The organism is Endozoicomonas sp. ALB115 (genome assembly GCF_049310245.1).
GTDB lineage: Bacteria > Pseudomonadota > Gammaproteobacteria > Pseudomonadales > Endozoicomonadaceae > Endozoicomonas.
In genome coordinates this window covers 79,084-95,158 of record NZ_JBLYZG010000006.1, presented here as the reverse complement: position 1 = coordinate 95,158, position 16,075 = coordinate 79,084, and the positions used below count along the sequence as shown (strand labels likewise).

At 47.9% G+C, this 16,075-nt stretch carries 12 protein-coding genes; 7 read left to right on the top strand and 5 right to left on the bottom strand.

The features are described 5' to 3' along the window. Positions 1–58 precede the first annotated feature (58 nt). The 3 genes from ACO6VE_RS04515 (at position 59) to ACO6VE_RS04505 (ending at position 2,370) form a co-directional block, all read left to right on the top strand. On the top strand, positions 59–454 hold the full coding sequence (locus tag ACO6VE_RS04515; protein ID WP_422448907.1) for a basic helix-loop-helix domain-containing protein: 396 nt from the start codon (positions 59–61) through the stop codon (positions 452–454). A 94-nt stretch (positions 455–548) separates the two neighbouring features. Further along, positions 549–875, top strand: a complete 327-nt coding sequence (locus ACO6VE_RS04510; protein WP_422459944.1) for a hypothetical protein — start codon at positions 549–551, stop codon at positions 873–875. A 307-nt stretch (positions 876–1,182) separates the two neighbouring features. Continuing rightward, positions 1,183–2,370, top strand: coding sequence for a transposase (locus tag ACO6VE_RS04505; protein WP_422459942.1), 1,188 nt, complete (start codon positions 1,183–1,185; stop codon positions 2,368–2,370). Positions 2,371–2,634: 264 nt separating this feature from the next. Here ACO6VE_RS04505 and ACO6VE_RS04500 read toward each other — a convergent pair whose 3' ends face one another. Then, complete coding sequence (locus ACO6VE_RS04500; protein ID WP_422459940.1) at positions 2,635–3,129, bottom strand: hypothetical protein; 495 nt, start codon at positions 3,127–3,129, stop codon at positions 2,635–2,637. 424 nt (positions 3,130–3,553) lie between these two features. Continuing rightward, complete coding sequence (locus ACO6VE_RS04495; RefSeq protein ID WP_422459938.1) at positions 3,554–5,572, bottom strand: FAD-dependent oxidoreductase; 2,019 nt, start codon at positions 5,570–5,572, stop codon at positions 3,554–3,556. A 305-nt stretch (positions 5,573–5,877) separates the two neighbouring features. Between ACO6VE_RS04495 and ACO6VE_RS04490 the strand changes: the two genes are divergently transcribed. Then, complete coding sequence (locus ACO6VE_RS04490) at positions 5,878–6,483, top strand: TetR/AcrR family transcriptional regulator (RefSeq protein ID WP_422459936.1); 606 nt, start codon at positions 5,878–5,880, stop codon at positions 6,481–6,483. A gap of 144 nt (positions 6,484–6,627) precedes the next feature. Here ACO6VE_RS04490 and ACO6VE_RS04485 read toward each other — a convergent pair whose 3' ends face one another. Then, positions 6,628–7,245, bottom strand: a complete 618-nt coding sequence (locus tag ACO6VE_RS04485; protein ID WP_422459934.1) for a GNAT family N-acetyltransferase — start codon at positions 7,243–7,245, stop codon at positions 6,628–6,630. A gap of 340 nt (positions 7,246–7,585) precedes the next feature. Here ACO6VE_RS04485 and ACO6VE_RS04480 point away from each other — a divergent pair, with 340 nt between their 5' ends. Both ACO6VE_RS04480 and ACO6VE_RS04475 read left to right on the top strand, forming a co-directional pair. Beyond that, entirely contained in the window at positions 7,586–8,539 is a 954-nt protein-coding gene (locus ACO6VE_RS04480) for a hypothetical protein (protein WP_422459932.1), read from the top strand. Positions 8,540–9,300: 761 nt separating this feature from the next. Continuing rightward, positions 9,301–9,840, top strand: coding sequence for a hypothetical protein (locus ACO6VE_RS04475; RefSeq protein ID WP_422459930.1), 540 nt, complete (start codon positions 9,301–9,303; stop codon positions 9,838–9,840). A 92-nt stretch (positions 9,841–9,932) separates the two neighbouring features. On the opposite strand, the gene ACO6VE_RS04470 is transcribed toward ACO6VE_RS04475, so the two are convergent. Next, entirely contained in the window at positions 9,933–10,826 is an 894-nt protein-coding gene (locus ACO6VE_RS04470) for a D-hexose-6-phosphate mutarotase (RefSeq protein ID WP_422448887.1), read from the bottom strand. Between the two features lie 141 nt (positions 10,827–10,967). Beyond that, entirely contained in the window at positions 10,968–14,105 is a 3,138-nt protein-coding gene (locus ACO6VE_RS04465; RefSeq protein ID WP_422448885.1) for a hypothetical protein, read from the bottom strand. Positions 14,106–14,554: 449 nt separating this feature from the next. Between ACO6VE_RS04465 and ACO6VE_RS04460 the strand changes: the two genes are divergently transcribed. Then, the gene (locus ACO6VE_RS04460; protein WP_422459928.1) at positions 14,555–16,063 is read left to right on the top strand and encodes an NTP/NDP exchange transporter; all 1,509 of its coding nucleotides are present in this window, start codon (positions 14,555–14,557) and stop codon (positions 16,061–16,063) included. Positions 16,064–16,075: the final 12 nt, after the last annotated feature.

Here is a 16,075-nt window from a genome sequence, read left to right as displayed (position 1 = left end):
ACTAAAAAGCTCAATATCGAGTACTTTTTCATTCAAAATGAAGAAGGTAATAAATCAGATGAATATTAATACAACAAAAATACAGCCAAATCAGACTCCATCAGATGAATCATCTGGCGCTATTGGAATAAATCCTGCTAAAGATATAACGTTCAAGCAGTTCGATGTTCATCAAGTTGATCACCGAGACGTTTCTTCCACATCAACTGCAAGGAAATGTAACTATCTCACCAAAAGAAATAGACCGCGTATGACCTATGATCAGCATAGGCGAATGGCTAGCCTTAGAGAAAAACATCGTGTCAGTAAAATTAACGACGCCTTCTTAGTACTTAAAAATAAAATTCCCGGAGGGGCTGAACAGTCATTAACAAAAGTACAGATATTAAGACAGGCATGTGTATACATTAGAGCCCTTGAACAGCAGCTCAGAAATCCTCCCGGACCTTTCTGATTGCTTGAATGGAGCTATCGTTGAAGCGCAGGGGATAACGGTTTGAAGGTTTGATCTGCAGTTGAGAATCACACAGGGCGTTGCTAAGGTAAGAATGATTATTCTGGTCTCGCTCCCTTTGACGATTTTTTGCGTTCTGTGTATCGGGATCACTCTGGTAGCGGCTCCTTCTCTGCTCTATGCAAGTGGAATCATTGTGAAGTTTTTGGTCCCCAGCGTAATTTCTGATTGCGCTGCTTTGGACGCAAATTATAGAGCTGGTAAGCTGGCTCTTCGCGAAGTTTCCTTTGGTGCTCAATTATTGAAGCGTTACCATCAGTCATTTCTTCTGTCTGGTGGGGGGGGATCAATTGTCGTTTCGATCAGGTTTGGTGGGTTAACTACAGCAAAAGGCTTTAAATCTGGTGGGTTGGGTAACTGATAGTCTGGACTCTAATGACTTATTGTGGTTGGCTCCCTGACCTCAGGCTCGCTCCCCGATAAGCAAGCCTGCTGAGTACTACCGGTGTCTGTTATTGATGCTCGACTTTAGAGTTTTATAAGCACAATAGTTCCGGCGCATAATCTGCTAAAAGCAACCATCCCCAACGACGAAATTCGAGATGGTTGCCATGCTCACTTCAGATCATCAAGTAATCCTCAGGGAGCTCGCTTTATATACAACCTTTCTTGCCGGAGCGCTATCATCAATCGCAGTACCAACGTTCTGCGAACTGCTGTTCGGTTGCATGCTTTCAGCCGAAGGCTTTGTTACACAGGCGTTGTTAACAATGGATTTTCATTGTGTGTGGAGCAGCTACCACCACTGGCTATCCCAGGGCAAGTGGCAATGGAAGAACCTGGCGCGCCGCTTGATCCGTCTGGTCTGCTCCAAAGCTCCGGAAAATGAGCCTGTTGTTTTGGGACTCGATGACTGGGTAATCGAACGGTTTTCCGACAAAGCCCCTGCTTGTCGTACACATCATCAACACAGCAAGAAACGTAACCGGCCGACGTATATCTGGGGGCAGTGTTGGGTCTCCCTGGCCGTCATATTTGAACGGGCTGCAGATGAAGTATTTACCGCCGTACCGGTGATCTCATTTCCGGCACCAGCTTCAGGTAACACCAGCAAACTGAAAATTGCCGTTGCCATGCTCAGGGTGGTACGCAATGAGGTGAAGGATCGGGTGCTACGCCTGCTAACCGATTGCTGGTATATGAACTGGACACTGATAAAGCCAGCTCTGGAAATGAACATAGAAGTTGTTGGTCAGATACCTTCAAATCGGGCTCTCTATGCTTTGCCGCCAACACCCACCGTAAAGAAACGAGGGCGCCCCAAAAAGTACGGCATCAAGATGACGGCAGAGCAGGTCAAAACACTGCCGGAAGAAAAAGCGACAGTATGGATGTACGGCAAATTTCGCAAAATACGTTATCGCACCCTGATCTGTCGCGCCAGATTCCTTCAAGGTCATGAAGTACGCGTCGTCTGGAGTCGCTTTGAAAATGACAAAGGTCTGACCGAAAGCAGAATATTCATCTCGACCAATCCGGAACTTGAGGTGCTTCGTGCCTACTCCCGGAGATGGCCAGTAGAGCCAATGTTTCACCAACTCAAACATACTTTTGGTTGTTGCCATTTATGGCAGCAGAAATTACGAACACTGCTTCGGTGGATGCATTTGAAAATGGCAGGCTATGCATTATTGCAGTTGTTAACCGTTTGTAAAAATCAGGCATGTCTGAATATTTCCCGGATACCCTGGAGAAGCCCGGATACAACCACTGCGGGCATGATGAGAATTGCTCTTTCAGGAATTATTCCGAGGTTCTCTATTCGCAAGGGCTGGAACAGATATGAGCAAAAATATGAGTTCAATTTTACCGATCTGATCGACCAGTTAATACCGGATAAGTCGGAAGCAGCATAACCAAAGGCTTTCAGACAAAAAACGGAAGTAAGAACGAACTTGGAAAAACAGTTCACTGGTTTCGGCTTGCTTTATTATAGAAAGCTGACCGAATCATCGTTTTATACAGACTCTAAAGTCGAGTATATTTCAAGACCGCTATTTTTTATAGAAGTTCCCAGCCTTTCGCAATCCAGTCATCAGTTAGTTAACTGAAACTAACTTTTTACTTTGCCTGTTAACCACTCAGGATAAAAGGGTTCGAATGGGATTGTAAATATTCCTTCAGTCTGATAACTGAGCAGTGATGAAGGACGTTGATGATAACTCTGCTTTTTTTGTCGTAGCGGCTGACTCTTCTTTTTCCCTCGCTACTTGTTCACTAAAGCCTTTATTTATGGCTGATCGATAGGCGTATGATTTTGCATTTTTTATGGACTGGGAAATCCTTTTTTCCCTGGATAAGGCGTACCTGGCCAGTTTTCTGGCCTTGGCCGCCTGGCCCTTTTCGGATGCTTCGTATTTGGCCTGGCTCACCTTGCGATTATCGGATGCATTGTATCTGGCCCTGGCCGCCCTGCCTTTTTTGGATGCGGCGTATTTGGCCTGGCTCTCCTTGCCATTATCGGATGCAAGGTATCTGGCTTTGTTTGCCTTGCCTTTTTTGGATGCGGCGTATCTGGCCTGGGCCGCCCTATGCTTAGCTTTTGCGATGCATTTGTCTTTGCTGTCCTTGCCTTTATCGGGTGCGGCGTATTTGGTTTTGCTCGTTTTGCCCATTCCAGAAGTGCATGCCCCTTCATTGGGAAGGGGCAGAGCTTCACCAAAATCATAAGATTCCGTTGATTCTAGCCTGACATAAACAGGAAAAGGAGATTTCAGTGTTTGGACAGGCATGCCTTGATAGGTGGGTTGCTGTTCATTTTTGTCATGCTGGTACGTTTGTTGAAGTGAATTCGAATTGAGTCCGGAAAACGCAATATGGAAGGGTGGTAATTTACTAGAGTGATGCATTGAATTATCAAATTACAGCATTAAAGTTTAAGACCACCCTTTATCATAAAAGTTCCTTCCCACTACAACCCATTCAATATTTATGTCAAACACACATAGAAATAATAGCAATTCGGGCTATTTGGCGAGGTTTACTTGAGGCCGGAATGATAAAGGGGGGCGAGCCCCCTTTACTGGTTAAGCGGCAGTATCAAATATCAGCAGCCAGTCGGCAGCCCTGGTTGATTGCCCGCTTGGCATCCAGCTCAGCAGCCACATCCGCTCCGCCAATCAGATGCACGGTCTTGCCGCTGATGCTATCAGCGAGTTCGCGCATGGGCTCCTGGCCTGCGCAGATAACGACGCTATCCACATCCAGCACCTGAGGCTCCCCGGCAATGGACAGGTGCAGACCCTGATCATCCACCTTGTGGTACTCACAGGCTGGTACCATGCGCACCCCCCGGTTAGCCAGTGATGAGCGGTGAATCCAGCCGGTGGTCTTGCCGAGGTTTTTACCGGGCTTGCTCTTTTTCCTCTGCAGCAGAAAGACTTCTCTGGAGGATTTTGGGTGCTCACTTTCGGTCAGCAGGCCACCGCGATTTTCCAAGGCCATATCCACCCCCCACTCTTTCATAAAGGCGGGAATATCAAGGCTGCTGGATGGGCCTTCCTGGGTAATCAGTTCGCACAAATCAAAACCGATACCGCCAGCGCCGATAACGGCGACCTTGTTGCCCACAGGTGCTCCCTTGAACACATCCAGATAACTCAGTACCTTGGCGTGATCAATACCTTCCAGCTCCAGACTTCTGGGGGTGATACCCGTGGCGACGATGACTTCGTCAAAGTCACTGTTTTCCAGCTCTTCTGCCGTTACTCTGTGGTTGAGCTTCAGCTCGACGCCGGTCAACTCGATCTGTCGTTTGAAGTAGCGCAGGGTCTCTTCAAACTCTTCCTTGCCAGGTACGGTTTTCGCGATATTGAACTGTCCACCAATTTTGTCTGCCGCATCAAACAGTGTGACGTTGTGACCACGATAGGCGGCTGTGGCGGCAAATGCCATGCCGGCAGGACCTGCGCCCACCACGGCCAGCTTCTTGGGTTTGCTGGTTGGCAGATAGTTCAGCTCGGTTTCATGGCATGCTCTGGGGTTTACCAGACAGCTGACGGGTTTCATATAAAAGACATGATCAAGGCAGGCCTGGTTGCAGCCAATGCAGGTATTGATTTCATCGGTTCTGCCTTCCGCCGCCTTGTTCACCCATTCGGCATCTGCCAGCATAGGGCGGGCCATGGACACCATGTCGGCATCACCACGGGCCAGAACTTCTTCTGCGGTTTCCGGCATGTTGATCCGGTTGGAGGTGATGACCGGAATACTGATTTCGTTACGAATTTTTGCCGTTACCCAGGTAAAGGCCGCTCTTGGCACCATTGTCGCGATGGTGGGGACACGGGCCTCGTGCCAGCCAATGCCGGTATTAAGAATGGTGGCACCCGCCTGTTCAATCTCTTTGGCCAGTTCAACAATTTCATCCCAGCTACTGCCGCCTTCAACCAGATCCAGCATGGAGAGGCGGTAAATAATGATGAAGTCCGGGCCTACTCTTTCCCGGGTCTGTCTCACCATGGCTACCGGCAGGCGAATGCGCTGACGGTATTCTCCACCCCATTCGTCCTGTCGCTGGTTGGTACGATTAGCAATGAACTGGTTGATGAAGTACCCTTCAGACCCCATGATTTCCACGCCATCATAGCCTGCTTCTTTTGCCAGGGCCGCAGAGTTGACAAAGCTCTCGATCTGCTCATCCACCTCTTCGGAGGTCAGTTCTTTAGGTGTGAAAGGATTGATAGGTGCCTGAATGGCACTGGGAGCAATGCATTTTGGGTGGTAGGCATAACGGCCGGTATGCAGGATCTGCATACAGATTTTTCCGCCAGCCTTATGTACGGCGTCTGTTACCAACTGGTGGTGCTTTACATCATCCATGGTTTCCATGGTGGAAGCACCCGGCATACCCCCGCTCTCCTGATTCGGCGCAATACCGCCGGTCACAATGAGTCCTACACCGCCGACTGCGCGTTCGGCAAAATAAGCCGCCAGTCGTTCAAAACCGTTGGGCCGTTCTTCCAGGCCAGTATGCATGGAGCCCATCAAAACCCGGTTTTTCAGTGTGGTGAAACCCAGATCCAGCGGTGCCAGAAGATGTGGGTAGGGGGTAGTCATTTTTATAATCCTTCTTGTGATTCGACGCCTCATCAAGCCCGGGTATTTCATAAACTGCCCCGAATCTCGCGCAGGACTTTGTCGCTCTAAGGGATTTTGTGAGGGAGCGCCGTACCGGGGAGTACGGTCGACCGAGCAAAACTCCCTTAGAGCGACAAAGGACAAGCGAGAGCGGGAGCACGTTTATGAAATATCCGGGCTAGACGCTGTCAAGATAAAATGGTAATTTGACACTGTCAAGATAATTTGTATTGTCTCTGGACTGCACCATTTATACCAGACAGCGCACGGGCATTAAACGACATATGACTGGCAGAAAATCCTACCACCACGGCAATCTTCACCAGGAGCTGCTTGAAGAGGCAACCCGGATGATCGGGGAGCAGGGGGTGGATGGCATTTCCATGCGCGCGCTGGCGGAGCGGGTAGGGGTCTCCAGAACCGCCGCTTATCATCATTTTAAAGATAAGAATGCGCTGCTCTGTGCCATCGCCGAGCAGGGGTTTGAGAAGTGGCAGGCACACTTTGCACAACAGATGCATGAGCAGTCAGGGGACATGAATGGCTGGTTAAAGGCTTTTGTCCACGCCTATCTGGATCTTTCCTGGAAGTATCCTGAGGAGTATGACCTGATGTTCGGTCGTCCGGTCTGGAAAAATGGTGAACCAACAGAGAGTCTGAGAGCGGCCTCTTTTGCCTGCTTTCAGCACTATGTTGATCTGATCCGCAGCTGGCAGGACAAGGGTAAGTTTTCAAAAGATATTGATGGTCTGCGCCTTGCCCAGGTGAGCTGGAGCATGTTGCACGGTATGAGTCGCTTATTGAATGATGGTATTTACCTGGATAGAAACTCCATTGATGCCATGTCGGACAGTGCAGTAGAGATGATACTGGCAGCGGCAACGGTATAAAAAAGTACATTTCCATGATGCACCAGGAAATGTGCATTATGACGGTTATATTCTGGCAGTGGAGATCAAAAATAGTGCGCCCGATCTGGCGCAGTATGAGGTGTAAGAGGATCCGGTGTCGGTTTTCTTTCCGACCCGGTTTTGTTAAACCTTTTTATATTGAATTGGCGATAATAACTGCTTATCCAGGCAGATCAGATCATAGTGCTCCAGGCTCTTTTGCCGTAAATAATCTCGCACAGGCGTTGCTAATTTCATCAGTGGTTCAGATTCTCCTGTTTTAACTTTTTTAAAGCCAAATTTCTCATAGAAGGAAATAGCATCGTAGTCACTATTCAAGACTATGCCAGGGACTTTCCTGGACGCAGCAACTTCAATAATGGATTTCATCAACAACTTTCCAAGTCCATTACCTTGATAGGACTTTTTTACTGATAAAAGTTCAATAGATATTGATTCTTGATTAAGTTTAAATGACAGATAAGCAGCTGTAGTGGCAGCACTGATATCAATAACTTCAATAACTCTTTTGTTGGAGTTTTTAGCTGTATCTATTTTTTTTAATGCTTTCTTCGCACCTTTAATAGGTGAGACTTTTAGATTTTTGGAATAAAAATATTCTCGGATATATGATATGTCGGATACATTGGGCACAACGCTTATCTTATAGCCTTTAAACCTGGCCTCTAAGATAAGGTTGTATGGTAGTGCGATGTCACTTACAGTTTTTGTGCAGGATGCAAGCTCAATTATGGGGTTCATATATTCAACTCCTGTAGAAGTTTATTTTGTAATGAGAGCTTATTTTGGTAGTTGGTCATCTGCTTTTTCATAAATTACTGACCTTTAACTACTTTTGGGTTCAAGGAGGAACTTTTGTAATCAAGGAGCGGTCTCAAGCGGTGATTTAATAATTCATTAATTCAATAATCCAATGGACAGATGTAACGCAGGCTCAAATTGTTTTTCTGTTTCTTTCTGTTTACAGAATCCTCCAGAAACATCTTTAGTACCCTCTGGCGCTTCCAGTTCATGGCCAGGTGTGATGGGCTGTTCTATTCAGACACGTCATTCACTACATTATGCATATTTAAGACAGGGTATGATGAATCAGGGCATGCCATCTTCTCGGCGTCCGCTTGATGATTTCTCAATTTCTCAATTACCATCCCCTGAAAATGAGTCAGTGTTACCTCAACTGTCTCTGGAAGACATTGACCAAATTTTATCATGTGATTTTTCCCGTGAAACTGCTGATGATGACTTTGCATTCACAGATTTAACCTTGACAAACGTTCAGCCAATAGCGCAGAAATTACCCCCGATAAATCCATTGTTGAGTTTTTCTCAGCCGTCATCACGTCCAGTTGCTATGATTGATCCTTTAATTAAAGACACGCATGAGCAAATTACAACGAAAACCACTGAGTTTAACGCGCCTGAATCGTCCGGTTCTGTTGAACCTCAGCCCCTCACGTTCTCAGTAGCTTGCCAGCAGACCGATGAAAAGAAGGCTTCCTTTGCGCCAGGGAAAAGAAGGTCTGTCAAGAAGACTTACCGTGAGACTGAGAAAGGAAGGGCTGTCCAGAAGGCTTACTGTGAGCGCGGGAAAGGCAAGGCGGCCAGAGCCAAATACTTCGCATCCGATAAAGGCCAGGCGACCAGAGCCAAATACTTCGCATCCGATAAAGGCAAGGCGGCCAGAGCCAAATACTTCGCATCCGATAAAGGCCATGTGACCAGAGCCAAATACTTCGCATCCGATAAAGGCAAGGCAGCCAGAGCCAAATACTTCGCATCCGATAAAGGCAAGGCGGCCAGAGCCAAATACTTCGCATCCGATAAAGGCAAGGCGAACAGATCCAAAAACGATGCCAAATACAGCGCAACTGTTAAAGGCAAGGTGACCAGGGCCATTTCAAATGCCAAGTCAAACGCCTATAGAGTAGCGCTAAACAAAGGCTTTAGTGAAAAAGAAGCGAGGAAAAAAGGAGAGTCAGCAGCAAATGCAAAAAAAGCAGAATTATTATCAATGGGTCTTTGTCCACACCGCTGATCGCCTGCAGGTTCTCAGGATACCTTAAATGCCGGAAACCACATAGCACTCAATCCGGGAAATATCCTGAAAGAGATTGCTGACGTTGTTGTTTGTGGTCATAGTAAATGCTTATGAAATATCTTGCAGGAGAAAGCGGTTTGAGTTTTTATGCATAGAGTGTGCTCAAATCAATAAAACACTGTTTTTCAATGGATTATTTAATAGATATTGATTTATGATGAAGTTTAAATCACTGACCTTTAATCTACTTTTGGGGTCAAGGAGGAACTTTTATAATCAAGGGTCGGTCTTAAGCGGTAATTCAATAATGCAATAATCCAATGGACAGATGTAACGCTGGCTCAAACTTCTTTTCTGTTTCTTCCTGTTTACAGGAGCCTCCAGAATCACCTTTAGTACCCTCTGGCTCTTCCAGTTCAAAGCCAGGTTTGACGGGCTGTTCTATCCAGACACGTCATTCATTACATTATGAATATTTAAGGAAGGGTATGATGAATCAGGGCATGCCATCTTCTCTTCGTTCGCTTGATGATTTTTCAATTTCTCAATTACCATCCCCTGAAAATGAGTCAGTGTTACCTCAACTGTCTCTGGAAGACTTTGACCAAGCTTTATCTTGTGATTTTTCCCGTGAACCTGTAGATGATGACTCTGCATTCACAGATTTAACCTTGACAAACGTTCAGCCAATAGCTCAGAAATTTCCCCTGAGCAATTCATTGTTGAGTTGTTCTCAGCCATCATCACGTCCAGTTGCTATGATTGATCCTTTAATTAAAGACACACATGAGCAAATTACAACGGAAACCACTGAGTTTAACGCGCCTGAATCGTCCGGTTCTGTTGAGCCTTTGCCCCTCACGCTCTCAGTAGCTCACCAGCAGACCGATGAAAAGAAGGCTTCCTTTGCGCCAGGAAAAAGAAGGTCTGCCCAGAAGGCTTACCGTAAGACTGTGAAAGGAAGGGCTGTCCAGAAGGCTTACCGTGAGTGCGGGAAAGGCCGGGCGGCCAAGCGCGAATACAATACCAAATACTTCGCATCCGATAAAGGCAAAGCGGCCAGAGCCAAATACTTCGCATCCGATAAAGGCAAGGCGGCCAGAGCCAAAAAAGATGCCAGATACGCCGCAACCGTTAAAGGCAAGGTGACCAGGGCCATTTCAAATGCCAAGTCAAACGCCTATAGATCAGCGCTAAACAAAGGCTTTAGTGAAAAAGAAGCGAGGAAAAAAGGAGAGTCAGCAGCTGATGCAAAAAAAGCAGAATTATTATCGATGCGTCGTTGCCCTGACTCCTGATCGCCTACCGGTTCCCACGATACCTTAATACCGGAAACAACATAGCGCTCAATCCGGGAAATACTCTGAATAAGGTTTCACTTTTCGGATGGTTATTTATCAGAAGTAACACTGATTTCAGTGCTCAATATATTTTTTTCACCGGGCATCAACAATGCACCCGATGCCTGATCCTTCGCATAGCGGGTTGCCTCAACGCAAACCATTGTCTCATAACCATCGTCGTTCATATCACCCATATTTCTGCTGGTTTCTTTCCATGGGTTCCAGATAACGGCGGAGTTATGACCGGCATTAACAACATGGATAATGCGTTGATTACCCCGGTCATGGATTGCGATGCTGGCATCCGGGGCGTTATAAATCCGGTCAATGGGTTGATTGATGATCAGGGCTTCTGAGGTTTCGCAGGGCAGACCATTTTGCAGGCTATCAAGGTAGGAAGTGCCGACACCGGTAATCCAGGTTTCGGTGGTTGCGGCAATATTGAAGTAGCTGTGCAAAGCACCACTCCATTGCCAGGGGCGCTCACCGGTGTTGATCATTTCCAGGTCTATGCGCAGGGTTGCTCCCAGGGTAAAGGTGAGAACGGCACTGAAATCATGGGGCCAGATCTCTCGGGTCTGTTCGGAGGTACAGAGTTTCAGGCGAATGGTAACGGTCTGTTCATTTTCCCCATGATCCAGCAACTGCCAGGGGCTGATTCGGGCAAACCCGTGCGAAGGCGCACTGGCCGGGCCAAACCAGGGCCAGCAGACAGGAACGCCACCACGTATCGCTTTGCCTTGTGAGAAGATTGCTTTCTTACTGAGCCAGATAACGTCCTGATGCCCGGTCGGTTTGTACTGAAGCAGATGGCCCCCGTGGAGGGATATTGCCGCCTCACATTCACGGCTCTGAATTTTCAGAATGGTCAGGCCATTCAGGCTATGCCTGGTAATGTTGGGGCTGAGAGTTGATTCGGTAGACAGGTCGCTGGTGAACATTGGGTGAACCATTTTTTTAGTAACAGTGCCGATTATGGAAAGTGGTAACAACTTACGTTTTTTCGTTGTGCCTTGTCAGGAAAAGCCGGGGCTCAAACAAAAAAACAGGTTACCGCAGGGGCTTTGCAGCTAAACAAGGTGTTATTCAGATGCAATGTCCGGGAAGGTACTCTGCAGAGGCGGCTGAAGCCAGTTATCGATAATCAATATAGCTTTATTCTTACAGTCTTCTATCACGCTTTTGTCATCAACCTTCAGTGAATCAAGGGCTGTTTTTATTTTGGCAATGATTGGCTCACGCATGGCAAGCAGCTCATCCCTGATGGGCAGGGAAAGTATGCTGATCGATTGCAGGATATACAGGTCATCGGCTGCCAGGTCCGGCGCAAACAGAACCAGCCGGAGAACGGTAAGGGTCACCAGGTTTTCCACATTATCCAGTGTTTCCTGATCGATCACATTATCACTCTGGCGGTCAGCATCGATTGCTATGATTGCCTGATAATAGCTGTTGGCGATAGAGGTAATGATCTGGATCAGTTGCGTCCGCATATCCAGTTCCGGTTTGCCAAAATAGAATTTCTGGCGGCGAAAAGAGTCGGTCATTTCCTGGTTGGCAAAATTGACACCAACCATCTCTTCCTCCGGGTAGAAGGAGACGACATTGAGCATCTTCAGCCGGGACCAGGCGTAAATCTTCTTTCTTAATGAGTCAGTAGTACCATATTCAAAAATATTGACAAAAAAATGCGCCATCGACTGGCTGATCACATCCACCGTTTTTTCGTCATGGACCAGTGCTTTCACCATGGCCTGGGTTGAGAATCCCACGGCTGCCAGCAGGTAATCACCATAAGATGCCCACGTGTCCAGCACATCTTGTGATTTGGCTGTCATCTGTATGTCATGTTTAAGGCCCCAGCCTTGCAGCATTTTCAGGTAGATATTGCTGATGTCCTGTTTGGCAAATGCCGGATCCAGGGCTTTCAGGGCAGCGAAAACCTGCCGGGTAAAGTGTTCAATGTCACCCTGCTCCCTGAGTATCTCAAAGGCTGGGTTCAGTCGTGCTACTGCCAGGGTTTTCATCACCAGGTTGTCTTCCGTAAATTCGGCGTGAAAATAACGCTGGGTATAAGCAGCCAGGGCCAGTGTGGCCGCCGCCCGGGACTGTGGATAATGTTCCGGGTGAGCCAGCAGATGACTGGACAGGCTCCAGTAACGGGTGAGCAGGCCTTCCAGTGTGGCACGGTATGAGCGGCTGGTCTGGGCTTCAATGCTGAGCTTGCGGTTAAGGGCATTGACTTTGTTGGCCAGCTCGTCCTGGATCTGTTTATCCTCTGAAGACAGAATGCCCGTGGTGCTGCCAATCCCGTTTTTGATCACCGTTTGCAGGTGCACAATGGCCGGTTCGCCCAGGGAACGCAGGCCAAATTCGAACATGGAGGTCAACAGGTAGTAAGACGCCAGATTCCAGTAGGGAGGATTGCCAGCCACTAGCCGCTTGACAGTCAGGGGTTCAAGGATGGCCACCAGTATTGAATAGCCCAGGGCAGTACCCTGGATGGTGATCGTGGATATGGTTTCCTTGTCCGGAAGGTAGCTCTGATACCAGGATTTGCTCGGGGCCCGTGGCCGTGGTTTCCCGGAAGGCAGTTGGGGAATCTGGCTGATCCATGGTATATCGGGGAATTCCGGCAGATCCTGTGCTGAACCATCCGGGGAGGAAAGCCTGAACCAGGTGGTCAGTTGCTGCTGATACCAACGCCTCACCTTTGAACTTGTTTTGTATTCAGGTTCCAGTATTTCCAGGGCTGCCACGACTTCAGGGATCAGTTCCTGACGATACAGTGGCCGGAAGGCCAGCAGGGTTGAACGGATCAGGCTGTCATCATTGGTAACTTCAACGTTTTCCCGGTAATGCTGAACCAGCGCTGCGGCCAGCAAACCGGCGCTGGCCTGGTCGTCATCGACCCGCTGCAGGTTGAAAGCTTCTGCCAGGTTGACCACCAGGGCCTCCAGGGCGCGCTGGGCATTGGAGCGGGCAAAGTTGGGCTGTTCGGCCAGAATGGCGGTGGCATTTTTTTGCAGGGTGTTGAAGTAATGGTTGGCGAATTCCCCGGTGGGCGATGTCGAACTGCCTTTGCCGGTATCAATGGCCCCCCAGTTTTCCAGGCTGCGGCGGGAATTGGAGGAGAACCGTTCAATGTTTGCTTTGGTGGTTGCCATCCCGGTTACCCTGGCAAAATGGTCCACCACGGTGTAGACCACCGGTGTCTTCTTTTTGTCCAGGAAATGGAGCAGTACCGCCGGCACAGAGACCCCCATAATGAAAATGGCGTTTCTGATGTAGTGCTCAGGAACCCCCTTGAGGACGGACTGGATGACCCCGGGCCTGGTTCCCTTTTCGGACATGATGGCCATGCCCTCCAGTTCCTCTATGGCACCGTTTTCAAAGTCGCTGCAGTCCTGATAACTGATCTGCCACTGGTTCAGGAGATCGCAGTAACGCAGGTTAATCAATGTTGAGCGTCGGACCAGTGGATCCATGGTCTGCAGATGGCGCTGGATGTCGTTGCGAAACTCCGGAATATCGGACCAGTCAATATGGTAATTGAAATGGGTCCTGATGCTGTCAGCTCCGTCACTGGCCCTGGCTTCGGGATGAATGTAAACCATGGTCTGTACGGCGAGGGCGATCATGGCACTGGCCCGGTCATAATCTCCATCAGTCAAAGCGAGTCTGGCGGTGGAGGCGATGTTGTCCAGAATGTCCTGCAGACGGAAATAGGTTTTTCTCGCTTTCTGGGCATTCATGCTGAGAATGGAAAAGGTAAACAGAGAACGGAACAGGAGATCGGTTTGCAGATCATCGGTCTGCTTTTTCAGATGTTCGTCCGACAGCGTTTTGTAACTGAGGCTCTCCAGCCGGGCGCTGAGATTGTCGGTCAAATGCTGGCTGGTTGAACGCCGGATATTACTGCCGTGGATTTTCAGTAAGGTTTGGAGAAAGGTGTAATTATGCTGTTTTAAATAATTTTTACTGATGTTCAGGGCAATTTCTGAACTTAATGGCACCAGGCCCCAGGCAACCGCCGTTTTCAGAGTGTTCACCAGACGACTGATCTCCCCGTTTTTGCTTTGCTCCGCTTGCTTCTGCCGGTCAGTTTCAGCCTGATGAACCGCTGCAAAGACGCTAGTACCGGAATATGGCAGCAAACTTGCCATTAACAGGCATAAAAACATAAGAAGAATACGGTAGTAGCAATAACCTGTTTTCATTGAGATAAGAAACCGGAGTGATAAATACCTAACCACTCAAAATAGGCTGTAATGCGCATGCTGGTGAGAAATATTTGTTATTTATGTTTTGATTTTTTTTATAAGAGATTTTTTTATAAGAGCGAATGATGATTCAATGGGAGTTTTTTCTCCTGAATTTAGGGTTTTGTTGATTTGTTTGTCCGAATGTAACAACTTATAAAGTTTTTTATTTCGTTCTTTTTTTGAAACTGGTAATTGAATGAAATAACCATTATTTTTCTATTGTTGTTTCAGGGTTGAACAGAGAGGTCAGGGAGTCAATTCTCTTTGACAACCTCCCGCCGGTAATGGGCTGCATCTGGCTCGTGAACAGGTTTTCAGACTGATAGTGGACTTCCGTGTTTGTTACTTCGGCTTATTTTAGGCCGTATTAAAGGGGCGAGGTTATCTGTTTCGGAGGTTTCTGAATGAGTTCTGATCCTGAGTTCAGCAAATGGCGGGAACGGTTCTGGCCGGTTCACAGTCATGAGCTGAAAAAGCTTATCCCCATGATTTTGATGTTCTACCTTATTCTTTTTAACTATACGATTCTCAGGGACACCAAAGATACCCTGGTGGTCACCGGTGCCGGTTCCGGTGCCGAGATTATCCCATTTCTGAAGCTTTGGGTTAATGTCCCTTTTGCTATCGGGTTTACCCTGATTTATTCGCGCATGAGTAACCTGGTGAGAAGGAATACACTTTTTTACCTGGTGATTACCACATTTATTCTGTTCTTTGTTTTCTTTGCGCTCTGGCTCTACCCCAACCGTGATACCCTGCACTTTCATGATACATCGGACTATCTGCAAAGTGTTTTACCACCGGGGTTCAAGGGGCTGATTGCGGTGATGCGTAATTGGACCTTCTCCCTGTTCTATGTCATGTCGGAGTTGTGGGGCAGTGTTTGCCTGTCGATGCTGTTCTGGGGATTTGCCAACCATATCAATACCATTGCCGAGTCAAAACGGTTTTATGCCCTGTTTGGCATGATGGGCAATCTGGCGCTGCCCACGGCAGGTTATTTTGTCTATATTGCCTCCGGAGTCAGGGAGAACCTGCCCGAAGGTGTGGATTGCTGGGGGTATTCCCTTAATCTGATGACCACGGTTCTGACGCTGGGCGGGGCGTTGATTATTTTGATTTACTGGTGGATAAACCGTTATGTCCTGAGTGATCCCAGCTTATACCATCAGCTGGGTGCCCATGAGCCAGCCAATGAAAAACTGAGCCTGTCCCTGCGCGACAGCCTGAAAATGATTATTCATTCCAGATATCTCCTGTGCATTGCCCTGCTGGTGATCAGCTATGGGGTGTGCATCAACATGGTGGAGGTTACCTGGAAAAATCAGCTTCGTATGCAGTTTCCGGACCCGAATAATTACAACCAGTTTATGGGGCTGTTTTCAACCTGCACCGGGTTGGTGACGATCTTTATGATGCTGTTTCTCACCAATAATGTGATCCGGTATTTCGGCTGGACATTTGCGGCGCTGTGTACGCCGGTCATATTATTGGTCACCGGGTCCCTGTTTTTCTGTTTTGTCCTGTTCCGGGACTGGTTGCCTGAAAGCCTGATACTCTCCCTGGGGATTGCCCCGTTAATGCTGACGGTGATTTTGGGGGCAATTCAGAATATTCTGAGTAAATCGACCAAATACGCCCTGTTCGACCCCACCAAGGAGATGAGTTATATCCCCCTGACGCCGGAACAGAAGGTAAAGGGCAAGGCGGCAGTGGATATTATTGGCAATCCCACCGGAAAATCCACGGGTTCATTGATACAGCAGATATTGATGGTGATGCTGGGGTCACTGTCTGCCATTGCACCCTATGTTGCGGTGATTGTTCTCTGTTTCTTCGCAATCTGGATTGCATCTGCCCGGTCGCTGGGCAGGCGGTTCACAGAAATCACTGAGCAGAAGCATATGGAATAAGCATCATGCTGC